Annotated in this window: 24 protein-coding genes and 3 pseudogenes; 15 read left to right on the top strand and 12 right to left on the bottom strand. The window is 65.9% G+C overall.

Going from position 1 to position 22017, the window contains the following annotated elements; all coding sequences use genetic code 11:
- Window positions 1-125: 125 nt before the first annotated feature.
- Window positions 126-1007: a hypothetical protein gene (locus OYT95_RS44285; RefSeq protein ID WP_268792769.1), complete on the top strand. Its 882-nt coding sequence runs from the start codon at window positions 126-128 to the stop codon at window positions 1005-1007.
- Between the two features lie 282 nt (window positions 1008-1289).
- Here the strand turns inward: OYT95_RS44285 and OYT95_RS44280 are convergent, their stop codons facing one another.
- Window positions 1290-2498, bottom strand: coding sequence for a DUF6575 domain-containing protein (locus OYT95_RS44280; protein WP_268792768.1), 1209 nt, complete (start codon window positions 2496-2498; stop codon window positions 1290-1292).
- A 756-nt stretch (window positions 2499-3254) separates the two neighbouring features.
- Window positions 3255-5297: a TerD family protein gene (locus OYT95_RS44275; protein ID WP_268792767.1), complete on the bottom strand. Its 2043-nt coding sequence runs from the start codon at window positions 5295-5297 to the stop codon at window positions 3255-3257.
- Window positions 5298-5763: 466 nt separating this feature from the next.
- Here OYT95_RS44275 and OYT95_RS44270 point away from each other — a divergent pair, with 466 nt between their 5' ends.
- Window positions 5764-6216 carry a hypothetical protein gene (locus OYT95_RS44270; RefSeq protein ID WP_268792766.1) on the top strand — a complete coding sequence of 151 codons (453 nt, stop codon included), beginning with the start codon at window positions 5764-5766 and terminating at the stop codon, window positions 6214-6216.
- Between the two features lie 140 nt (window positions 6217-6356).
- On the opposite strand, the gene OYT95_RS44265 is transcribed toward OYT95_RS44270, so the two are convergent.
- Complete coding sequence (locus OYT95_RS44265) at window positions 6357-6527, bottom strand: hypothetical protein (RefSeq protein ID WP_268792765.1); 171 nt, start codon at window positions 6525-6527, stop codon at window positions 6357-6359.
- A 108-nt stretch (window positions 6528-6635) separates the two neighbouring features.
- On the opposite strand from OYT95_RS44265, the gene OYT95_RS44260 reads away from it, so the two are divergent.
- From OYT95_RS44260 to OYT95_RS44240, 5 genes are all read left to right on the top strand, one after another.
- Complete coding sequence (locus OYT95_RS44260; protein WP_268792764.1) at window positions 6636-7346, top strand: hypothetical protein; 711 nt, start codon at window positions 6636-6638, stop codon at window positions 7344-7346.
- The gene (locus tag OYT95_RS44255; RefSeq protein ID WP_268792763.1) at window positions 7346-7870 is read left to right on the top strand and encodes an RES family NAD+ phosphorylase; all 525 of its coding nucleotides are present in this window, start codon (window positions 7346-7348) and stop codon (window positions 7868-7870) included. The genes OYT95_RS44260 and OYT95_RS44255 overlap by 1 nt, the downstream gene beginning before the upstream one ends.
- Window positions 7871-8496: 626 nt before the next feature.
- Window positions 8497-8826 (top strand): hypothetical protein, encoded by a 330-nt coding sequence (locus OYT95_RS44250; protein ID WP_268792762.1) that lies wholly within the window; start codon window positions 8497-8499, stop codon window positions 8824-8826.
- Window positions 8827-8861: 35 nt separating this feature from the next.
- Window positions 8862-9089: a hypothetical protein gene (locus OYT95_RS44245; RefSeq protein ID WP_268792761.1), complete on the top strand. Its 228-nt coding sequence runs from the start codon at window positions 8862-8864 to the stop codon at window positions 9087-9089.
- Window positions 9090-9636: 547 nt separating this feature from the next.
- A complete protein-coding gene (locus OYT95_RS44240) occupies window positions 9637-9837 on the top strand; it encodes a hypothetical protein (RefSeq protein ID WP_268792760.1) in 201 nt (66 codons plus the stop codon).
- Between the two features lie 49 nt (window positions 9838-9886).
- On the opposite strand, the gene OYT95_RS44235 is transcribed toward OYT95_RS44240, so the two are convergent.
- From OYT95_RS44235 to OYT95_RS44225, 4 genes and pseudogenes are all read right to left on the bottom strand, one after another.
- Window positions 9887-10030, bottom strand: a complete 144-nt coding sequence (locus OYT95_RS44235; protein ID WP_268792759.1) for a hypothetical protein — start codon at window positions 10028-10030, stop codon at window positions 9887-9889.
- A gap of 26 nt (window positions 10031-10056) precedes the next feature.
- The gene (locus tag OYT95_RS44230) at window positions 10057-11235 is read right to left on the bottom strand and encodes an Lsr2 family DNA-binding protein (protein ID WP_442972608.1); all 1179 of its coding nucleotides are present in this window, start codon (window positions 11233-11235) and stop codon (window positions 10057-10059) included.
- A 39-nt stretch (window positions 11236-11274) separates the two neighbouring features.
- Window positions 11275-11508 (bottom strand): annotated as a pseudogene (locus tag OYT95_RS44995) (Lsr2 family DNA-binding protein); the annotation flags it as partial.
- A 417-nt stretch (window positions 11509-11925) separates the two neighbouring features.
- A complete protein-coding gene (locus OYT95_RS44225) occupies window positions 11926-12219 on the bottom strand; it encodes a hypothetical protein (RefSeq protein WP_268792757.1) in 294 nt (97 codons plus the stop codon).
- A gap of 232 nt (window positions 12220-12451) precedes the next feature.
- Here OYT95_RS44225 and OYT95_RS44220 point away from each other — a divergent pair.
- Both OYT95_RS44220 and OYT95_RS44215 read left to right on the top strand, forming a co-directional pair.
- Window positions 12452-13361, top strand: a protein-coding gene (locus OYT95_RS44220; RefSeq protein WP_370185358.1) for an IS5 family transposase whose coding sequence is annotated in 2 segments (ribosomal slippage) — window positions 12452-12844 and window positions 12846-13361 — 909 coding nt in all. Because the reading frame shifts where the segments join, the coding sequence is not laid out codon by codon here.
- Between the two features lie 63 nt (window positions 13362-13424).
- Window positions 13425-14225, top strand: a complete 801-nt coding sequence (locus OYT95_RS44215) for a ZIP family metal transporter (protein WP_268792756.1) — start codon at window positions 13425-13427, stop codon at window positions 14223-14225.
- A gap of 247 nt (window positions 14226-14472) precedes the next feature.
- Here OYT95_RS44215 and OYT95_RS44210 read toward each other — a convergent pair whose 3' ends face one another.
- Window positions 14473-14610 carry a hypothetical protein gene (locus tag OYT95_RS44210; protein ID WP_268792755.1) on the bottom strand — a complete coding sequence of 46 codons (138 nt, stop codon included), beginning with the start codon at window positions 14608-14610 and terminating at the stop codon, window positions 14473-14475.
- A gap of 530 nt (window positions 14611-15140) precedes the next feature.
- Between OYT95_RS44210 and OYT95_RS44205 the strand changes: the two genes are divergently transcribed.
- On the top strand, window positions 15141-15596 hold the full coding sequence (locus OYT95_RS44205) for a Clp protease N-terminal domain-containing protein (protein ID WP_268792754.1): 456 nt from the start codon (window positions 15141-15143) through the stop codon (window positions 15594-15596).
- Between the two features lie 699 nt (window positions 15597-16295).
- Here OYT95_RS44205 and OYT95_RS44200 read toward each other — a convergent pair.
- A complete protein-coding gene (locus OYT95_RS44200) occupies window positions 16296-16547 on the bottom strand; it encodes a hypothetical protein (RefSeq protein ID WP_268792753.1) in 252 nt (83 codons plus the stop codon).
- A 179-nt stretch (window positions 16548-16726) separates the two neighbouring features.
- The gene (locus OYT95_RS44195; protein WP_268792752.1) at window positions 16727-17035 is read right to left on the bottom strand and encodes a hypothetical protein; all 309 of its coding nucleotides are present in this window, start codon (window positions 17033-17035) and stop codon (window positions 16727-16729) included.
- Window positions 17036-17436: 401 nt separating this feature from the next.
- Between OYT95_RS44195 and OYT95_RS44190 the strand changes: the two genes are divergently transcribed.
- The 5 genes and pseudogenes from OYT95_RS44190 to OYT95_RS44170 all read left to right on the top strand — a co-directional run bounded on the left by OYT95_RS44190 (window position 17437) and on the right by OYT95_RS44170 (window position 20296).
- A complete protein-coding gene (locus OYT95_RS44190) occupies window positions 17437-17637 on the top strand; it encodes a hypothetical protein (RefSeq protein ID WP_268793267.1) in 201 nt (66 codons plus the stop codon).
- A gap of 94 nt (window positions 17638-17731) precedes the next feature.
- Window positions 17732-18019 (top strand): hypothetical protein, encoded by a 288-nt coding sequence (locus OYT95_RS44185; protein ID WP_268792751.1) that lies wholly within the window; start codon window positions 17732-17734, stop codon window positions 18017-18019.
- Between the two features lie 379 nt (window positions 18020-18398).
- Window positions 18399-18653 (top strand): annotated as a pseudogene (locus OYT95_RS44180) (hypothetical protein); the annotation flags it as partial.
- Window positions 18631-19509 (top strand): alpha/beta fold hydrolase, encoded by an 879-nt coding sequence (locus OYT95_RS44175; RefSeq protein ID WP_268792750.1) that lies wholly within the window; start codon window positions 18631-18633, stop codon window positions 19507-19509. The pseudogene OYT95_RS44180 and the gene OYT95_RS44175, both read left to right, overlap by 23 nt.
- Window positions 19510-19852: 343 nt before the next feature.
- The gene (locus OYT95_RS44170) at window positions 19853-20296 is read left to right on the top strand and encodes a VOC family protein (protein WP_268792749.1); all 444 of its coding nucleotides are present in this window, start codon (window positions 19853-19855) and stop codon (window positions 20294-20296) included.
- Window positions 20297-20756: 460 nt separating this feature from the next.
- Here OYT95_RS44170 and OYT95_RS44990 read toward each other — a convergent pair.
- Together OYT95_RS44990 and OYT95_RS44160 are read right to left on the bottom strand one after the other, a co-directional pair.
- Window positions 20757-20882: pseudogene (locus OYT95_RS44990) on the bottom strand (DUF899 family protein); the annotation flags it as partial.
- Between the two features lie 382 nt (window positions 20883-21264).
- Window positions 21265-21387, bottom strand: a complete 123-nt coding sequence (locus tag OYT95_RS44160) for a hypothetical protein (RefSeq protein ID WP_268792748.1) — start codon at window positions 21385-21387, stop codon at window positions 21265-21267.
- Window positions 21388-22017: the final 630 nt, after the last annotated feature.

Below are 22017 nucleotides of genomic sequence, written 5' to 3'. Positions count from 1 at the left end.
TCCATGAACTCCTGGGGTGAGGAACTTCCACCCCGCTGTCGAAGATCCCCACTGCTTGTCCGGGAGAAGCTAATAAGCGTTGATCGGCACGGATCGCTGCCACCCCCGTCAAAGAAAGACTCACTATGAGGCCCAACGCCCTTCGCCAGGCTCTTCTGATCAGTGCTGTTGTACCCGCAGCTCTCCTGCTCCCCGCACTGGCCTCGGCCGCCGAACCCACGTCGGAAGAAAGTCAGTCGGCAGTCGAGCGCGAGATCGACAAGATCGGCTGGCACGACGGCTTCGAGATCACCGTCGACAAGGTGACCGCGAACTCGGACGATGCCTCGACGACACTCGATTTCGACCTGAACTACAAGAACCTGGTCGGAGTCAGCCACACCCCCACCGACAAGGCATACCTCGAGGTGGATGGCGCGGTGGTCAAGCTGTCCTTCGACAGTCCCGAGATCGCCGGCGGCGGACAAGCGTCCGGCACGGCGACCGCATCCATGAAGACTCCGTCGGACACACCCGACGTCGACGACGTCGTCGACAGCGTCGTCCTCGTTTACGGCCAGGCCGACCAGAACCAGACCCGAATCCCGCTAGCCGAACACGCCAGCGTCGAGAGCATCGAGCCGAGGGGCATCCCTGCCGGGATGACATTCGGCACCGACATGGAGATCACCCTGGACGAGGCGTTCCTCTGGCCGAGCTACCAGCCCGGCGAGAAGGACAAGCACGAGGTCTGGATCAAGATCAACGCAAACTGCGGGCGCTGCTCGACCGGCGGCTTCTCCGATGTCAACCCCGGCGACTTCGAACTGACAGGACCGGACGGCCAGTCCAACCGCGGCGACAAACGCGGCGGATTCATCTCCGAGAACATCTCCTCGATTAGCAAGATCGAAGGCGAGTGGATCGTCTTCGTCATGGACGAACCCACACCCGGCGCATACACCTTCCTGTGGGAGAACAGCAACCCGGCGAAGCCCGCGCAGGCCTCGACACAGATCACCCTCTGATCGCCCGAACGCCAGGGCCGGCACGAGTCGAACGATAGGCTCGACGGGTCCACCCGGCCATGGCCGGGTGGACCCGGTTGTACGCCGCCGGTTGTGCGGTACGACCACCAATTACTGGCACCCATGCGTATCAAGAGCAGTCGTAACCCCAACCCGAACGGTGCCTCGGTGTATGAGCGCTACGGTAGCGCCGAGCTGGCGACCACGTCCTCGTTGCCGGCGCAGTCCGGATGCCACCGAACCCGCAAAGTGAACCTGAAAACGGACGCCCGACTTGCGGCTTTAGGGATTTGAGGGAGTGATCTGCATCAGGCGATAGTTGAATTGAGTGTCATTCGTAAGTTCGTCCGTGACGCTTGTCACGGCAATAACCATCTCGTAATCGCCTCCAAGTGGTGAGCGAAGGAAACCTGGAATGGCCTGCTCGTCAACATATCCGGAATATGTCTGATTTGTGCGTGGATCATCAGCACCGAAGGTGTGACTGTCCACATCCCCCTTGAATAATCGCATTCTTCCTTCGATGGATGGCTCCACCCTGTCCGGCGCGAGATAATTTAGAACCGCCAGCATTCGCTGAATTTTGTCGGCGGGCAGCCGTGCCTCAATGTATTGAGCAGTTTCATTTGCGGAGACCAAGGTGGCCGGGCCACCGATACTTGCTAGATGCTTAACCAGCTTGCGGAAACTCTTCGCGGCACGTGAATTGAATTTCCCAACTTGCTCTTTGAATTCCTCACCCTCGTCATCTAAGGCGAACACCTTGACTATTTCAGTTGATGTCTCTTCGAAAGGTGAACCAAAGAGATTTACAAATCCCGTTGAAGCAATGTCGATAACAAAACTCGCAGCTGTGAGGCTGATGACCTCGCTTGACATTGCCTCCTGGATATCGGTTGGAACGCGCCCTCGCTGGGAGGTCTCCTGGCCATTTGTCCGCAACGAGTAACCGACATTGTCAAGTAAGTTCTGCGTCAGGACTAGTAGATTGCCTACTGCGCGCGTAGGAGCTGCCGTCCTTCTGCTGTCGACTGGATCGATCTCTACTCGAAGCATTGGCCGAAGCTCCCGCTGTGCACGCGCGGCTAACTCACCCGGTGATAGCGCGGGCGGTGCGGTGTTCGTTTGTAGCTCAATTCGGTAGGAAGGGTCGGGAAGCCAGTCGTCGGCAATCGATTCACCATCAAGAACTTGTTCGATTGTGTCGCGAGACTGACCATCGAATGGGATCTTGACTAAGAACGCAGCATCTTCGGGATTTACAAACGCGTCTCGTACAGTGATCCCACCCGACCGCGTCACATCGAATCGCTCTTGCGAAATTGGCAGGTAGAGCCACAGATCGTGATCCGTTCCCTCTTCCGCCCAAGCCGCGACATACAACTGTCCTGTCGTAGATCTGCACGAGAATAGCCTTGGGCCATCGTAGTATTCGAACGTCTCTTCAAGGCGAAGCCGTCCCAGTGAAGTTCCTTGTGGCAACCAGCTCATGTGACTACCACACATGAAGTCCAGTCATCATCTGAGGCGGGCCGCCACCACGTATGGTGGCTCGTGTTGCCTCCAGTCTGCTTCACGACGCCGGAGCCGGAGACATCGACCTTGGCAATGCGCTTCTTTCTAAGAGGGCCTACTGCACTACGCGTCCTCTCTGCTGCGAACTGCGTATCGAAGATGCTGAACCCCGAGGCGATACATTGCTCGTTGCCGAAATCGCGGTTCCTAAATCGCAACCCTGCATTTTTCAGTTCGACGTGACTCAAGATATCCTCGCCCGTCGGCGGAGCGGCGTCCACCAGACGGAAGTATGTGCCGACCGCTGGCTCTGCATCCACAGGTGGGCATTGCGACGGATAGTGTGCAGGCCACTCGATCGTCAACTCTCCTCCAACCGTCAAATTCGTGTGAATCATCGCACAGCTAGCCAATCCATTAATGCAGGCTTCCCCATTCCCGGGGATTCAGCGGGTAATCGATGCAACGGATGGCCGGATTTCCCAGGTAACCGGCGTTCTGTTTGGCCGCGCAAGCGGTGAGTACGGGGGACGGACGTCTTCTGGGTTGTGAAGCGCACGGCACCGTTCGATGTGAAGTCCAGGGGATCAGGTGCGGGCCGCGTGCGGGAGTGGCGTTCTTCACCTTCCGCGTTACGTGGGCGCGAGGTCCAACCAGGGCCGATCGTCGCGGTCTCGACCCCGACATAACCCCCGCCGGGCGGATCATCGAGCAGCTCGAGCATCAGCTCGACTACTCGACTTCCGAATCCGCGGCTGCGGGACCTTGTTGGTCGGTCTGTTTCGGCGCTGCCGGCACCCATTCCCGCAGTTGTTGAACCACCGTGCCGTAGAAGACGTCGGTCGATGACGTCACGCTGGTGATGAAGCTTGCCGCGGTGCCCGACCGCCGGCCGCCCATCGGGAAGGTTTGTTCCAGGGAGAAGGACACGATGTCTCCGGATCGCCCATTGGTCAGCACCTTCGGGTCCGCCCGCACCGTGTCGAGGTGCTCGCAGGCTTCGTTGCCGGGCTCGGAGAACACCGCTTCGACCTGAACGTCGCCGGGCACGTCCCTGAGTTGCCTCAGGAGCCACGACAGCCGACGACCGGAGGTTCCCTCGTTCGGTGCCTCCACGGTCGTGTGGCAGCGGATCTTGTTGGTCCGCACATCCGCGATCACCATCAGATCCCCCGCGGTCTCCGGGATCCGCAGCACCGCTTCGAACACCCCGTCGGTGGCCAACCTTTCGGCTACCGCCGCGTTGCGGGCCGCCGGGTCGTTGCCGTGACGGCGGGGCAGGACGTGTTTGACGGTGACACCGAGTTCGGCGGTCAGCCGCAGCGCCAGATGGCGTGAGAGGGACACCCAGGTGTCGGCCACGGCGGCGGCTTTCTGGTCGCCGGCACGGAGGGTACCGGCGGTAACCGCGTCGCGGACGGTCACCCAGTGTCGGCCCATGTCGACGAACTCGGCCGCCCCGGAGCGGGGGTGATCGAGGTAGCGCAGGAACTCGGCCAGCATCCAGGCCTGCAGGTCATCGTCGATACCGCCGTGCGAGAGCAACATCCGTGCCTCATGGCCTACTTCCGCCCACGACAAATGCCGCAGCGCGACCTTGGCGAGCTTGCGGCGATCGACCTCCACCGGCAACTCCCCGGCACTGGCGGGGACGTCGTTCGACAGGCTGACCACCACGTCGTACTTCTTCTTCCGCGCCACGTCAAGATAGTTCTCGAGCTGCTCCTTCTTGAGCTTGCCGTTGCCGGTCTTGACCTCGAGCAGGCCGGTCCACACCCTGGTGCCGCGGGAGACCTTCAGCACCGCGTCGGGGATCACCTTCGTCTCACCCCGCTCGTACGCCACCTCGACATAACCTTCGAAGACACCGACCGGGGCCCCCATCCGGGCGCACACCGCGCGTGCGAAGGGACGCACCGCCTGCATGGTGGCGATCAGCGCCGAGGTAGCGCGCCGCTCCTGTTCCTCACCGGTCCCGACACCGATGACCGAGAACAACCGCGCCGGCTGCCAGGTGTCCTGTTCGGCAAGGGTGAATTCGACCGGCTTCGACTTTTTCACCGCCCGCTTGGCGGTGCGGACACCCCGGGTCCTCGCCTTCGCCTGTGTCGCCGGTGCGGTGGGTGGGGTGGGCAGTTCGGGCACCAGTTGCGTGGCGTCACCGGCGGAGCTGTGCGACGCCGGCACGGCGGGTTCGGCAGGGTCGGACGAGGTATCACCGGTGGTGGGTTCGGGTTCCGGCTCGTTGTCGATGTCGACGCCGAAGTCCGTGGCCAACCCTGCCAGTCCGGACTCCCAGCCCTGCCCGACCGCCCGGATCTTCCACTGCCCGCCTCGGCGGTAGACCTCGCCGAACACGAACGCCGACTCGGTGGTGGCATCGGCGGTGACGTACTCGGCAAGGGTGTACCCGGCGCCGTCGACGACCCGCAGGGCGAGCTTTCCGAGATCACCGAACCTGCCCTCGGCGACACTGCCGACCAAGGCGACGGTGTGCACGTCTTCCGGCACGGCGGACAGGTCGATCGCGATCCGCGCCTGCGCACCTTCCTCGGTGCCGCTCGTACCCAGGAACCGGATCGACCCGTCTGTCGACTCGGGATGGTTGTAGAACACGAAATCCTCGTCGGAGCGGACCTTGCCGCCGGAGTTCAGCAGCAACGCGGACGCATCGACCTCGACCTCCGACTCGGTCCACCCGAGCACCACATCGATCTGCTCCACCTCAGCGGGCAGCGACAAGTTCTGTCCCTTGGACAGCATCGGAAACTCCACCAGAACCACCTCGTTCGACCCGAAAACCGCACCACCCCTGCGCGGCCGGACAAAAGGCCGAAGCCGGTTACCGACGTCCGTCGCATCAACTGCGCATACTAATCGGTTCGTTTCACTCTCGGACATCACCTGGCAAACATCGTGCCGCCGCGGGACCCGCGCGGCGTCGACGGGTCGATTCTCCCGAGCCGAGCGGTGTCATCTACGTGAATGACACTGCAAACCAGCAGAAGTGAGCCCCGAATGGCGGAGATCCGATAATCGCGGGCTCAACGCGCGACTCCCGGCCGGGCGCACCACGGAGAAGATACGCGCCCTGCAGCTATCCCGCCCCGATCGACACCCGCCTCTGCTCGTACCCCCGTCGCCGCGCACACGCCGACGTCGCCACTGAAGTCCGCGATTCCGGCAAACCGTAGTGGACGTCCGGCGCAAGATGGCCTTACATCGCCCGAGAGGACCGGTCATGAAGGATTCATCGCGCCCCCGTCTGCCGCGCCTTCTCGCGGCCGGAATCGCAAGCCTGGCGACGCTGACGGCTGCGATCGTCGGGGCACCGACGGTGTCCGCGGCACCGGTCGATACGGTTCTGCCCGTGCCGGTGGCCGGCAACACGCTGTCGTTTCAGTATGCGACGTGGATGGGTATCTGCCAGGGCCGCGTCATCGCGCGAACCGACACCGCGACACCGGGTCTCACGTACTTCCGCATGGAGACCGGATGCACCGGGACCGTGCATTGGCGCAACCTCACCACCGGCGCGACCGGGGATGCCGAGGTGCGAGCATCCAACTCCCCACAATCACCGCCACCCGCGGCCGCCGCGACCGGGTCCGGTGTCCTCGTCGCCACCATCACCCTGGACATCCCCTACAGCACCACATTTTGGCCGGGGATGGGTATGTGGACTGTGCCCTGACCCAGAGACTTGGGCCTGGTTTCCAGGCACGTGGGTGACGTGGCAGCTGATACCCAGCCCGGTGACGTCATCGGGGCGCGACCAACCCGTGCCCGCCGCCCCTTCCCACCGGTGGCCAGCACCCCGGGCCCTGCACTGCATCAGGTGGGATCCCACGGTGATCGTTCGAGTCTGTTGAGCTCATCGAGGACCTGGTCGACGGCGGTGGTCGCGATGCGGAAGTCGCTGCCCTCCGAAGCCCGGAGGCGGTCGCGCACGTGGGCGAGCATGGCGAGTTCACGCTCGATGACTGCTGCGGTTCGGTCGCTCACGGTTTCATCCTTCCCTGAGTGGGCGGTGATCAAGCGCATGTGCCCATCTACTCGCCGCAACGAAGGCAACGATGTAAGATTGCGGTGCAAACGTAGCAAGGAGTGCGTATGTCGACTCACCGATCGATCTCTCCCAGGCGACACCACAAGCTCGCCGGCTACCGGCTGCGCCGCGACACCGCGACCGGCCGCTACACACGCGCTGGTGACCGCCCGCACGCCGCTCCGTCGCCGGACGACCGGCGTTTGTCGGATCTGTCGACCCCCGAACTGATCGACGTCGTCGCCTCCGAACTCGCCGCCCGTCCCGAGATGCACCTGGTCCGCAATCAGGTCACCGCGCTGCTGGCGATGGCACCGACCCTGACCGACCGCACCCAGGCCGCCCGGATCGGCGCCGACCTCGTCGACGACGCCATCGCACAGGCCGAGATCGAGCAGGCCGCCCGCCGGCACATCCTCGACCACCCGATGCTCACCGCCGGCCAGGTCGCCGCCGTCCTGCACCGGCCCGTATCGGATCGCACCGTCGCCTCGAGGCTCCGCACGACCGGCAAGGTCGTGGCCCTCCCTGTCGGCAACAGCTACCGGTACCCGGCGTTCCAGTTCGACGAGGCCACCGCCTCGGTCCGCGACACCGTCGCCGCCGTCAACACGGCCCTCAACGCGGCCGCAGACCCGTGGGGGGTGGCGTCGTGGTGGCTGACCCCTTCCACCCGCCTACCCGAGGGGCAGACCCCGGCCGACCTCGCCGCCGACCCGGACCCCGCGGCCGGTCAGAAGCTCGAGCGGCTCGCCTCGGCGGTGCTGCCCGACTGATGCCGAACATCGAACCACCGGCCGCAGGTTTACTCCGGCCGGCGCACCGAACCGTGCTCACCGCCGGAACGGTGGTGTGGCGGGTGCACAGCAGCCACCGCGCCCCGCACGCCCCCAACCCGACCGCGCAACCCGACGAGCTCGCCGGCGGCCGGTTCGACTCCCTCGACGGCAGCTACGCCTACCTCTACATCGCCGACAGCCCCGACGGTGCGATCGCCGAAACCATCTGCCGGGACCTGCCCTTGGACCCTTCGATCGCGAGGATCGTTCCTGCGTCCGCCGTGGCCGGCCGCACCCTGACCGCCCTCACCGTCACCCGCACCCTCACCACCGCCGCACTCCACGGCCCGCACCTCTCCGCGGTCGGCCAAGACCTCTGGCTCACCAAATGCGAAGCCCGGCACTTTTGTCACCACCCGCCGATGGGCCCACGCCATCCGCGCCGCCGACCCCGACATCGACGGGTTCGCCTACCGGCCCCGGCACAACGAAGACACCCTCGCCTGGATCCTCACCAGTGATCCGGCGATCACACCCCACCCCGCCCTGACCATCGACCCCACCACCACGCCCCTGCCCCTCGACCACGGTCCCGGCCGTGACCTCGTCGCCCGCATCATCGCCGACCACAGCGCCATCCTCTCCCCCACCTGAACCGGAACACGGCCCTGGCCGCGGCCGCCGCACATGGAGTATGGGCACGCGCCGTCGGCGCCTCGCCTGTGCACGGACACTCGCACGCGGCCAGGTCCGCAGTCCGACAGACGGAATGAAGCACCGGCCGCAACGAGTACGTCCCCAGGACCTCCAGCGGATTCGATTTGGCATGCCGCACCGAATCCGTGTCAATCGTGAACACGACCTCGGCGTGACCGAGCTCCACATGCGCCGCCTTGTCATCGAGTTCGATCCGGCCCGTTCAAGGTCGGGCACACTCACAGAGTGGTCGCGACCGACTCACCCAGACGCGCGGCACATACCGCCCCTGATTGAGGAGAGGTGTGTGCACGCTCACTTATCCCATAAAACTGTTAGCACTCTCACATCGAGAGTGCTAAATTCTCCAAAGTCGATCACACGCGAAACCGTGAGAGTCCCTCGCACCGAGGTGCACTCGCCGTGACACCACACCCTCGCAAGGAGGATCATGACCGCCCCTGCCGCCCCGTGCGAACCACCTGCCACCAGCGACGGGCGGTCCTCCGCCGAGACACCTCAGCACCCGGCGCGACGTGGTTCACGGTTACCCACCGTGTCGATCGCGCTGGGGGCGTTGTCGATCGCGTCGTTCTGGATATTCGGGCTCGGGTTCGCCCTCGGCCTGTGCGCGGTGATCTGCGGGGCCGTCGCCACCACCCGGACCGCCGTCGCCGACGACGAAGCAGCCTCCCTGCGGGCGTTGTTGGGCATCGTCGCCGGAGTCGCCGGCATCATGATGTCCGCGATCGCACTCTTCCCCATACTCGAATACCTGTGACAGGCGCACCCACCCCTCCTCGACGGGAAGAATCCATGCCACCGGCGACCGCCACCCAGACCCACCCCGAGACCGGCCACGACTGCAGCACACCGGAGGACCCGGCGCTGCTCGAGGGCCGGGAAGCGGGCATCGCCGTACCCCTCGGCCTGGCGCTGCTGACCATCCTGGTGTGGGCCGCGGTCCGCGGCTCGTCACCGCTCGCCCTGTTGATACTTGTCACAGTCGCCGGTATCGCCGCCCTGACCGCCGCCGCCCTCTGACAAGCCTCCGCCGGACCACACCCCGCCCGAACCGGTTGAAGTCGACGCCGGCCGGCTACCCGCGCCGGGAGCCGCCGACAACCCGCCCGGTCACCTCCAGTGCCCGCTCGTACTCGGCGCCGCGCACCAATCGCCCCTCGCCGCAATCCGGCCGAAGCTGGCCGAAAATAGTGGGATGGTGTGGATCACACTCTCTGGACTTCGGTGCTGCCGCTCACGAAAATCGGAAATGCGCCGCTCGTCATCACGTGCAGGTTGTCCGTGTAGCGCCCCTGCCAGCTGATCTCCATCGTTGGCGGGGGCTGCGCTTGGCTGCGCCACAACACCTCTCGCGGCCACACCCCGCGCCACGGCCACCTCGCGCCGGCACCGCCGTCACCTTTCCGGCACCGCGCGCGTTTCCCATCGCCCTCTCGCGACCCAGCTCATATCCTGCGCCCTGCACCTGCCGTGCGTCACTGCTCGAGAACAACGCGGTGTGCGTGAGCAGTCCCCTGCCCACCGGTCACGGGTGGTGGGCTCATACCGCTGCCTTACTGTGTTCCCGGTGGGAATCGAACGAATATCACTGGAGCTGCCGACTGGCTCGGCTCCCGATGAGGTGGAGGCGAAGGCCGCCGCGTCGTTGCGGGCCCAGGGTATCCGCGCCTTCTCCGATCTATCTCTCCAGACGACCCTGACCACCGGAAACCCCGACATCAGCCGGCACACCCTCACCTACTGGGTCGACGACCACCCCCACGACTGATCACCCCCGACGACACCGGCCTCCGCCACGCAGGACGACAACACGGACCTCATGGTGACACGGTCTCGGACAGCAGAATATTCGCCGGTTTGACGTCCCGGTACTCAGCAAGCTCCTCGATGGTGACCTCCACGGTGCCGAACCAAGGATCACCCGAGACGGCATACCGCGGCAACAGGAGTCGGTCGCTCACGCTCATCAGCGAACCCCCCACCCGTTTCAACCGAGCGGGAGCGGCAACTTGGCCGCAGCGTCATGGAATGCTCGCACAATCGCGGCCGAAATCCGACCGCGGAAGGACACTTTACGGCCCTCCCGGATTGCCCACTCGCGAATCTCCTTGGTCGACGCCCTCGCCGGAGCGGTGCCCGCCGCCGCTCCCGTCACCGGAGCCTTCTTCACGGCCGTCGCTTCCGCAGCCGACTCCACAGCCGCCGACTTCGCGACCGACGTCTTCGCCGGAGCCTTCCTCGCGACCTTCTTCACGGCCGTTGTCTCCGCGGCCGTCGCATCCGCAGCCGATTCCACAGCCGCCGTCTTCGCCCCTGCCGTCTTGGCGCCCGACGTCTTCGCCGGAGCTTTCCTCGCGACCTTCTCCACGGCCGTCGTCTTCGCGGCCGTCGTCTTCGCGGCCGTCGTCTTCGCGGCCGTCGTCTTCGCGGCCGTCGTCTTCGGCGGAGCCTTCTTCGCAGCCACCTTCTTCGCCGCCGGTGCCTTCTTCGCGGCCGTCTTCTTCCCGTCCGGCTTCTTCGCGACCGACGTCTCCGCCGGAGCCTTCTCCGCAACTACCTTCTTCACAGGCGTCTTCTTCGCCGGCATCGCTTCTGCCTGAATCTCCTTGGTCTGAGCGTCATGGAAGGCTCGCTCGATCTCGGCCGAAATCCGACCGCGGGGCGACACTTCACGGCCCTCTCCGATCGCCCACTCGCGAATCTCTTTGGTCGTCGTCTTCGCCGGAGCCTTGCCGACCGCCGCCGCGCTCTTCGCCGGCGCCTTCCCGGCGACTATCTTCTCCCCGGCCGTCGTCTTCGGCGCTGTTGTCTTCTTCGCGGCCGTCTTCTTCGCAGCCGTCTTCTTCGCTGCCGGTACCTTCTTCGCGTCCGTCTTCTTCGCAGCCGTCTTCTTCGCAGCCACCTTCTTCGCGGCTACCTTCCTCGATGGCGCCGTTTGCGCCTGAGCGTCATAGAAAGCTTGCTCGACCTCGGCCGAAATCCGACCGCGGGGCGACACTTCACGACCCTCTCCGATCGCCCACTCGCGAATCTCTTTGGTCGTCGTCTTCGCCGGATCCTTGCCGACCGCCGCCGCGCTCTTCGCCGGCGCCTTCCCGGCGACTATCTTATCCCCGGCCGTCGTCTCCGACGCTGTTGTCTTCGCCGGAGCCTTCTTCGCAGCCACCTTCTTCGCCGCCGGTGCCTTGTTGGCGACTGCCTTCTCCGCGACCGACTTCTTCGCAGCCGGTGCCCTCGCGGCCGTCTTCTTCGCGGCCGACGATTTCGCGGCTACCTTCGCTGGTGCCGTTTTTGCCTGAGCGTCATAGAAGGCTTGCTCGATCTCGGCCGAAATCCGACCGCGGGGCGACACTTCGCGGCCCTCTCCGATCGCCCACTCACGGATCTCCTTGGTCGTCCTCGTCGCCGAACCTGCGGAATTCCTCGGTGATACCACCATCGTGCTCTCCTTCTACATCGGCAATCGTCGACCGCACACAGTAACGGCAGGTCCGTCTCGGTGATGAGGAAGCTCATCCGAACTGACATTTCAATGCCTAAAGACATTGTCCATGTGGCAGACCAGCACGACCTCTTGGAGGCCAAACTCACATCGCACCGAGCTTCATGCGCGACGAGCGTGGCTCGCCTTGGCAGGGGCTAATCTCCAAAGTATTTTCCGAAATTGCTTCGTCGGCTGTGGATTTAACGCGGCGGCTTTCGCGCGCGGGTGACGGTCGGCCACGGGTCGGAGCTGACTGCCGCCCGCCCGCAACGCCTTACATTGGCAGCGACGACGCGTCCCTTCCGACGGCAAAATGCCCCGCATCGGCATCGATGCGGGGAATTCGCCCTACTGGGATCAGGGGGTCCTCTCCTATCCGACCGACAGACCGGGCTGGGTCTGGATCTGTCCGGAGTTGCCCTTCGCCTTGCCGATCGTCCATTCACCGTCCGCACCGCACACCAGGGCACCGTTGCGGTCACCGGGCTTGCCGTAGGTCACCGTTTCGTTGCCCTGCGAGTCCGTGTTCACGATCGGGCACGGACCACCGGTGGGACCGTTCGGGCCGATCGGCTCGGCCTGAGCGACGGACGCTGCCCCGACCGCACTCAGGACAGAGAAGGCAGTGAAGGTGATGGCGGCAAAGGTTCGGCGGGCGTTGGCCATTGGTGTTCTCCTCGAGAAGGTCGGGGAAGTGCTGCGGTTGACAGGTACAACTCTGCCCACGTCCACGCCCGCACTGAAGCAACCCCAGGGGGCACGTTCCTCCACCCGGGAAGTGGATATGCCCCACCCCCTGGACACCTACCCCGATGACGGGACACCCCCAACCACCCGATCACCTGAGCTAGGGTGTGTCTCCCAATGATTTGTGGTGTTGTGCTGCAGACTCTTCGGTGTGGCAGACGTTGTTGATCGGTTTGAGGTGTTGACGGACAAGCAGTGGGAGTTGCTCGCGCTGCTGTTGCCCAGTTCCGATGGGCTCCGGGGGCGGAAGTTCCGGAACAATCGTGTGGTGGTCGAGGGGATGCTGTATCGACTGCGGACCGGGTTGCCCTGGCGAGATCTCCCGTCGCATTTCGGGCCGTGGAAGACGGTGTGGAAGCGACATCGCCGATACGCCGGAGACGGAACCTGGGATCGGGTGCTGACGGCTCTGGTCGCGATGGCCGACGCCGGCGGGAACCTGGACTGGGCGGTATCGGTCGATTCCACAGTGGTCCGTGTCCATCAGCACGGTGCGAACGCCGCCCGCCACACAGGGGGATCTACCGAATTACACGAACCTGCGTGACGAGCCTGCCGATCACGGCATCGGCCGGTCGAGGGGCGGGTTGACCAGCAAGGCGCACCTGGCGTGCGACGGTCACGGGCGCCCGCTGTCGGTGCTGGTCGGCCCAGGCCAAGCCGGTGACAGTCCGATGTTCGCCCACGTGCTGGAGGGCATCTGCGTGCCGCGGCTCGCGGGCGGAGCGCACCGCACGCGCCCCGTCGAGGTCCGGGCCGACAAGGCGTACTCATCACGGGCAAACCGGGAACTGCTGCGAAGCAGAGGCATCAAGGCGGTGATCCCCGAGAAGACCGATCAGGCAGCGAACCGGGTGAACAAGGGCCGCGCGGGCGGGCGGCCACCGAACTTCGACCCGGAGTCCTACAAGGGGCGCAACGTGGTCGAACGGGCCTTCAACAAGGCGAAACAGTGGCGTGCGGTGGCCACTCGCTACGACAAACTCGCCCTCACCTACCGCGCCGGATTCCTGCTCGCCGGCATCGTCGAGTGGCTCAAGTTATTGGGAGACATGCCCTAACACGCCGGGCATCGGAAAACTGGGTACTCGGAAGCCGACGGAGACGGAAGTTCCGACCTTCCCATGGCAGAGAGTGAGGGTGACGTCATCATCGAGTCGTTGGTCTTCGGAGTGATCGCCTCCAGCGCCCTGGTCATCGGGGCCCTGGTCGGCGGGCGATTTACCCTTCCCAAACGAGTACTCGCCGGCATGCTGGCATTCGCCGCAGGCGCACTGATCACCGCGCTGACCTTCGAGCTGTTCGAGGAGTCGTATCAGCAAGGCGGAATCTGGCGGGCCGCGCTCGGACTTATTGTCGGCGCCGTCGTCTTCACCCTCCTCAGCCAGCAATTGGACCGCATGGCCGAGGGCAGGCACCGGGAGCCGCAGGGCAGCGAGAAACTCGACGTCGACGCCGCCGCGACAGAGAAGACGCCCTCGACCGCCTCCGTGAGCGGTGCCGCCGGACTCGCACTGCTCGCCGCGGTCACCCTGGACGGAGTCCCGGAGAACGTTGCCCTCGGGGTGTCCCTCGGCGAAGGTACGGGCGGCGTGACGCTGCTCGTGGCGATCTTCGTCTCCAACTTCCCCGAGGCCCTCGTCGGGAGCGCGTCCATGCGCGCGCAGGGCCGATCCCAGACCTTCATCCTCGGCACGTGGCTGATCTGCGCTGTGCTCCTCACCCTGGCCGTGGTCGTCGGCGCCGGACCCCTCGCATCGAGTCCACCCGAGACCATCTCGCTGCCGCTCGCCTTCGCTGCCGGCGCGGTGCTGGCGTCCCTCGCAGACACCCTCATGCCCGAGGCCTACGAGAAAGGCGGCCCGACCGTCGCGTTGAGCACCGCCGCCGGATTCGTCCTCTCCTACATCCTCGCGACGTTGTGACGAAGTACCCGGTCCATGGCACGATTCGAGCAAGAGTCCGGTCCGATCTACGTGGACGGTATCGCAGTACCAACGCTTCGACACCAATCAGCCGACGCGTTCCTCGAGCAACTGCGCCGGTGGAGTGTCGACACGATCCCCGGACGTAGCGTCACCGACCGGGTCCTCGTTCGACCGCAGGACACCCGCCGGGGTCACGCCAGCCGCCAGGCCAGATCCAACGCTCCCACATCAGGTCCCGGGGCCCTCAGATCAGCGGAGAGTCGTCACCGGTTTTGTCATCGCGGTACTGCTCGGCGACCTCGCCGGCGGTGCGTGCGAGCCACGTCAGCTCCCCAACCGACGCCTCCCCGACCGAAGCATCCCCGACAAGCACCAGATCCACCGACCGGCGCTGCCGCCGCGGACACCCACCAACGCCAACCCGAATCCGACATCGCACAGCATCGCACTACAGCACGGAGCCTCATCCGAACAATTCGTCGGCGTCGGCAGAGGCGGATACACCGGTGAAACTACCGCGGTGGATCCGCCGCCGATCGACCCCAGTCCCGCTGCGGCTCATCGGAAGCGACGGCGAGTCGCATGCCCAAGGTCCGGCACCCGGTCAGCCCGCGACTACGGTTACCAGAGCCCGCCTGGCCGCGACTACCTCATGTGGAATCACACGCACGCCGGTATGGCCCGGTTCGACTCTTCGCCGGCCCGGTGGACGCGGCTCCGCGTTGTTCCACATAGCCCGCACGGCGCGGCCCCGCGCCTGCATGCGCACTGAGATCACCCGGAGCCGCAACCGAGCGAACCGAGCGCCGAACCATCCTCCTCGGGACGATCCCAGCCTTGCAGGCGCAGCGCACCCCGCACGGGGATACTGGACGGCGAGGGCTCCACGGCGCGCCGAGGAAGTGATCACCGGTGTTCGACAAATTCAACGACCACGCACGGCACGCCGTCGTGCTCGCCTCCAACGCGGCCCGCACCCACCACCACAACCACCTCGGCACCGAACACCTCCTCACCGGCATCCACGCCGCCGGCGGCCCCACCGGTGCCACCCTCACCTCCTGGGGAATCACCGGCCCCCACCTCGACAGCGCCCTCGACGAGATCCCCGCCTACCCGAACACCGACAGCGAATGCGCCGGGCCCCCCTTCACCCCGACACTAAAAAAGGCCCTCGTACAAAGCCTGCGGGAAGCGAAACTCCTCGGACACGACACCATCGGCACCGAACATCTCCTGCTTGCCCTCCTCGCCGACACCACCTCCTCCGGCACCCGAATCCTCACCCACCTCGCCGACATCAGCACCCACGACATGCGCGAGCGACTCCGACACCAACTCACCGAACAATCCCGGGCCGACGAGTAGACCCGCACACCCCAGCGAGATCCGTCAACCCCTCCCGACCCCACAGCCGGCCGCCGTGCCGGAGGACCCCAGAACTCAGGTCAGATCTCGGTGGAAGCGTTGATCCTGATCAATCAATCCCGTTTCACACCAACGCCTTCGAGGTACAGCTCCGAGTAACCGTCGCGAGCCCCGTTCACCGCCTTCACATGAACGGACCCGCCGGCGGTGTCCTTGAACAGCTCGAACTTCGCAGACCCGACACCCTCCTGCATGGAACCCCACAACGACTCAAACTCGGCTCGGCACTGCGCTCCCCGTCCCTGACTGTGCTCCGCCGTACTTCCGCCCCGCTGCACCCCGAGGCCCTCGGCCGACCCCGCCCCGGTGGGTTTAGCGAACAGGTCGGCCGCGCCACCGACGGACCACTCACCAACGCGGGCTACAATATGAAATTCTCTGTCCGAGTGAATCTCCGGCGGACTGACAGCCCCCGATGTCGGCGTGAGCGTTGCACAGGCCGTGATCGGGGCCGACCCCGCGCCGGTGTCTTCCATCGCGGGTAGGCCACGACGCCTATCCGCGATAGGTCACCGAGCTCTCATAGTCGCCGTCGGGGCAAGGAGGGCCGATGTTCCGATCACGTCATCGTCGACAGCAGGTGAAACGCTCGCCGTGACCTGGCGGAGGCGCAGTTCGGCCGGTGACTGCGCGACAGGATCAGCGCGGCACGTCGTTGAGTGCGGGAGTCGGGAAGGCAAATGAGACGTGCGTTCCGGGTGAGACGAGGAGCATGTACGAGACACCCTCGCGGGCGAAGCTCAGCCATCCGGTGCCGCCGTCGTCGGCAATGGCTCGGGTCTTGTGCAGGAGATCAACCGCGGCATCGACATCAAGAGTGTAAACGTCCGCGCCGTACTGAAGGATCGCCTTTGCACCGCCCTTCACGTGGGCGATGTTCGCATCGTTCATGATGACGGTCCCTCCTTCTGCTGTCGAGTCGGTGATCACAGCGTCGGAGACGGATTCGGAACCTGCTCGTCTCCTCACGATGTCCGTGCACGGATCCTGCGGCACAGCTCGGAACGGATGGACGGCGCGGCCGGTGTGGGCATGGTGTACCGCGAATCGGTCTCCCGGACCCACCGAGGTCAGGAGAAGACTGCGTCCCCGATATCTCGGTGCACGAGTTCGAACCACGCACTGGTTCCGCCGCGTACGTGCGGATCCGGGTAACACAGGGCCAGACGTTGCCCGTCGAATGCGGTGAACCATTCGTGCCACGAAAGGTGCTCGAGTCCCGTGGTGCCGTGACCGGGGACGTCGATGCGCAGGTCCCCGGCGCTGTTGGCGGTCGCCGTGTTCGCCAGCCTCGCGGGTGCGCCGTGGTGCGCCTCGACCCAACGGCGGATCTCGTCATGATCTGTGGTGATGTGGCGGTGTGAACTCTGCATGATCATCGGGTCGCCTCCTGGGGCACGGTCGCCCTGGGCTGGAGTTGTCGGTTAGGTGAAATTCCCGGAGTACCCACATGGTCCGCGGACGAATCGAAATCGGACTGCTCGCCCAGGAGGTTGTTCAGGGACTCCGCTGCCGCGACGGGCACGGGCATGGGGTTGCCGAGGGTTGTCTTTACCTTGGTCGAGCCTTGGTGGATCGTTTGTCGTTTTCGGTCCGCGGATATTCGCTCGACCAGGCGAGGTCCTTCTCCGCCCACCACCTCGGGGAGGTGTCGCAACCTTCTCCCCGCACGGTGAACGAGCGGACCCCGGGGCGACCACACGGTCCACGCTCGCCACCACCGACGAGGGGATGATTCGCGATGGGAACCTGCGAAACCTGAGGCAACCAGTACGAAACAATCTTCACCGTCACGCGCGGAGACCGCACCGCCGTCTTCGACAGCTTCGAATGCGCCGCCCAGGCCATGGCCCCACAATGCGGCACTGCGGGGTACCGCATCCTCGGACACGGCGTCGAAGCAGACAAGCAGATGTACTGCTGCGCCCACTGCGCCCACGAGTCCGGGCACACCGACCTCGCCGACCGCACCGGCGGCTGACCGCACACCGGAGCACCAGAGCGTGACCAGAGATGTCGAGTAACGCTGGTCCGACCCCGCCACCCTCCGCCGAGCCGGGTGGTACACGGCAACCGTGATCGGCGCCGCGCTGACAGTCATCGTGATCACCCTCGTCGCGGCAGGCACCGACAGTCAGCATTGCGCGGATGGGCAACCCATTGCCTGCACCGATGTGGGCCATAACATGCTGGTGTTCGCGCACACCGGCATTCTGCTTCTCGGCGGCCTCGGGGCCTTCGCCACCTCCTACCGCGCCTGGCGAAGCGGAGGCACCTGGCCGATCTGGCACGGCGCCGGATGGATCCTGTTGACCTTGACGCTGATCTACCTCGGCGCGTCCGCGCGCGAGCTCGTCCCGTAGAGCCCGCGCCCGAACAACCCAAACCGGTCGGTTCACCCCGACCCGATCGCCCCCAGCGCAGTGTCGGGTCCGGGAAACCTTATCGGCGGTGATCCGGCGGTCGCAGAGGCGGTGCCGTTCGACAGCAATAGCTTCCGCTCACCCGCAAAGATCATGCCCGTCCGGTTGCCCGGGATCTGTTGAAACAGCGGCAGCGGATCGAGCGCGCATCTGTCGCTTCATCTTCAGCGTGACCGACAACAGTGTCGGCGCCCGCCGACCTGAACTGTTTGAGCTGGAGCCGTACAGTCGCGGAGGACGAGAAGGAGGCGATGACATTGGGCGCCCAGTCCGATGACCGCGCAGCGGTGACAGATCCGAACAACCACTCGCGCCCGTCGCCGAACGCCTGATTCCCCTTCTGCGGCACACGCTTCCGCAGGTGCCGGCACACGAGCTGAGCATCCGCCTCGGATTCGTGGTCTCGATCGTCACCGGCCTGTTCGCCACCGCCACCTCCTCCCCCGGCGGGCGGCCGCCGATGGAGTCCCCGGACATCGACGTGCAACTGGGATGGCTGATCGCGTTCCTCGAGCCAGCTCTCGCCGCGCCACCACCTCGAGGAGAATCCGATGACCACCGGCACAACCATTGACCGACCCGACTGGCTGAGCGCGACGGCATGGCCCTGGCCCACCCGCGCGGTGCCCACCGCAGGTGGCCGCGTGGCGGTCACCGACGTCGGCCGCGGACCGGTCATGGTCTTCGTCCACACCGGCGCCTGGAGCTTCGTGTGGCGCGACCTCCTGTCCGCGCTCTCCCCGACGTTCCGCTGCATCACCCTCGACGCCCCCGGCTGCGGGCTCAGCGACCGGGTCCCCGGTGACCGCGTGAGTCTGCAGGGCTCCGCGGACGCCGTGACCGCGGTGCTCGAGCAACTCGACCTGACCGAGGTCACCCTGGTGGCCCACGACCTCGGTGGCCCGGCCGCGCTGGCCGCCGCCGCGGCCGGGCCGGACCGCATCGCCGCCATCGTCGCCGTCAACTGTTTCGGCTGGCGGCCGACCGGCATGGCGTTCCGCGGCATGCTCGCCGTGATGGGCTCCGCCCCGCTCCGCGCCAGCGACGCCGCACTCGGATGGCTCCCGCGGGCGACGTCCGGAAGGTTCGGGGTGGGCCGGCACTGGCCGACAGGCGACCGGGCGGTGTTCCGGGCGGGCATCGACCGACGAGCCCGTCGGTCCTGGCATCGGTACTTCGCGGACGCCCGCAGCGCCGACAGGATCTACCGGAAGATCGACACGGCGCTGGCCGGCCCCCTCGCCGACCGCCCCCTGCTGACCGTGTTCGGTCAGCACAACGACCCGCTCCGATTCCAACCCCGGTGGAAGCAGCGGTTCCCGAAGGCACGGCAGGAGGTCGTGCCCGGCGCAAACCACTTCCCGATGTGCGATGACCCACAACGAGTCGCGAACCTGCTGCGCAGCTGGCATCGAACCATCGCCGGGTGATGTACCGGGCCGTCGGCGGCCGGCGTATCGCCGCATGCGAGGCACCCTCCCCGGGACAACTCGCACAACGATCGCATTCGCCCGCGTGAACCCGACAGGTCCTGCTCCCGGCCGGGATGAGGGGATGCCAATCCGCGCACGAACCCACGGATCGTCGAACAGGACCATGATCCGAGGTGTGGACAGTGTCGGGCCAGTATCGCGGCACTGATGCGCATGCGGCGGTCCAGATGACGGATGATTGTCAGAACACCGACGTCCCCATTTGGGAAGATTCGAGGCTCAGCTCACGCGTCCTGAGGCTGTGGCGCTCCGAAGACCAGCGACCGCTGAGGAAGCAGCAATGACCGAACCGTTCGCCGAGCAGGAACCCATCACGGTCGCCTTGCCGGTTGCCGACAGGCGAACGGCTTTCGCCTTCTATGCCGAGGGTCTGGGTTTTCGTCCACTCGGCGCTCCCGCTGAGGACGGTGTCCCCGAGCCGTTGCAGTTCACGCTCGATGACGGCGTACGGGTGATGTTCATTCCCACCGGTGGTGTCGGCTGGGTGACGGGCAACCGCGCCACCTCCCGCTCCGGCGAAAGTGAGTGCCTTCTCGTCATGACTCTGGCCGCCCAGCGCGAGGTTCGCGACATGGTCGAGCGGGCAAGACGGGCCGGTGCAGCCATCGTCATGGAACCAGCCGAGCAGCCATGGGGCTTCACGGCCGTGTTCGCCGACCCGGACGGCCATCTCTGGCAGCTGCGATCGGCAACCTCCGAGGGCCCGTTCGCCGACAACGACTGAGGCGGGCGGAGTCGAACTCGGAAACCGGGATCACAGGGAGCACCTGCGCTACGGCCAGCGTCCAGTTGCCGGTCATCTCGCCAGCCCCGTGGGCCTGGCACGCGCGAGATAATCCAGCCGCGCCAGCAGCGGCCTGGCGCACCGCGCTCACCAAGGGCAGCAGGGTCTTCCTCCGTAGGCACGCCTCGTAGGCGGCGCCCGTGATGATGGTCAACTGCGCCTCGGTGAGGTCGGTGGGGTCGCGGTCGTCCTCGTCACGGTCAGTCCATAGGATCGAAGGCTCGAAGGCTCGAACTTCACGTTCAACCTGCGAACGCTCCGACCGGGACGGCGAGGTGTCGCCGTATTCGTCGTGCCAGTTCCACCCCTCGTACGGCGGGGTCCGCGGGTAGTCTTCCGGCGAGTCCTCTCACTCCTCGCGGCCCGTAGCTCCAGGTGCCCCCATCGCCTCGTCGCCGCGGGGCATCCGCCGACGCAAGGCGGCCAGCGCGTCACGGGCGGGGTCAACTCCTTCTCATTCACGAGCAGTCCGCCGGCGCGCAGCCTCCCAGTCGTGCGCCGACACGATCGGGGGTGTGAGACCCAGCTTCTCCGGAGACTTTTGCTATCTGGCTGCGGTGAGCTCGGGGTCGGATGCTAACCGCCGCGCCACCTACAGGTGGAGTGCGGATCGGTGGCCCGGTCCTTACTCGCTGCCCGGCTCCGATCTGACCCTGACACTGCCGGAAATTCTCTCCTTGCCGGGCGGAGTCCAGCCGCGAAGGGTGCGGACCGCCGAAGTCCTTCCGGCCGAACTGCCGTGGCACGAAACCCGCCCCTCCCCGACCCGACCGACATCTCCGTCCACTGGTCGTATCTGTCGGTCACGATCCGCGTCAACGGCATCGAGGGCGTCGCGGACCCACCATCCCCCGACGGCGCCGGGCGCCTGAACGGCTCAGTACCCCGGGACCCGGGGCCATGACGAGTCAGCGCCCACGGCCGGGCGCCCACGCCGAGGATTCGAAGCGGTCGCTGCCCCGCATCAGCCGGTTGCCGCTCCACGGCGCCAATCGCCACCAACGCACCGGCGCTGCCTGTTCCCCGCTCATGACGACCTCCCGCGGTGTCTCCTTCGAGTGTTGCGCCAGGTGCCATTGCGGATGTAGGGCCCAAGGTCATCGACCCTCCTCAGGTGTTCGAGAACCTCCGCCTCATCCTCGCCTGATAGAGGATTGAATCGGGTAGTCCACTACCCGTCGGTGAGCGATCCGACGATCAGCAGCGGGCATGGAGTGTGTGTGCGGCAGGGCGGAACTGGTCGAGCCGAGGGTCATCTCGGCAAGCCGCCCGACCTCGGTTGCCGACCACGATCAGCTGAGCGTCGCCGGCCAGTTCGCGGAGATGGCGCACGGGCCGGTCCCGGGTCTGCCGCACCGAGACGTCGGGGAATCGTGCACACCACCCGGCGACGCGGAAGGAGCCCCGCGACGATCCGCCTGGCGTGATGACTCGACAGTGCCGTGCTCGACCGGTGCGGGGTCGAACGACACCCGGTGACAGCCGGTTCCCGCTGCGACCGACAGTGCGCCGCGGGAAGTGGCCTTCGTCCCTCCCGTGTCCGGGACATTGCCGGATCGGGGAACTCGAGCCGATCCCACACCGAAACGCGTCGGCACCGGAACGAGGAGATCACGGTCGACAAACCCACACCGCCGCCGTCGAATTCCGCGGACGATCCC

Origin of the sequence: Rhodococcus sp. JS3073, assembly GCF_026810085.1 — a bacterium.
In the GTDB taxonomy this organism is placed as follows: domain Bacteria; phylum Actinomycetota; class Actinomycetes; order Mycobacteriales; family Mycobacteriaceae; genus Rhodococcus_F; species Rhodococcus_F wratislaviensis.
This window is presented reverse-complemented; position numbering and strand designations above follow the sequence as displayed.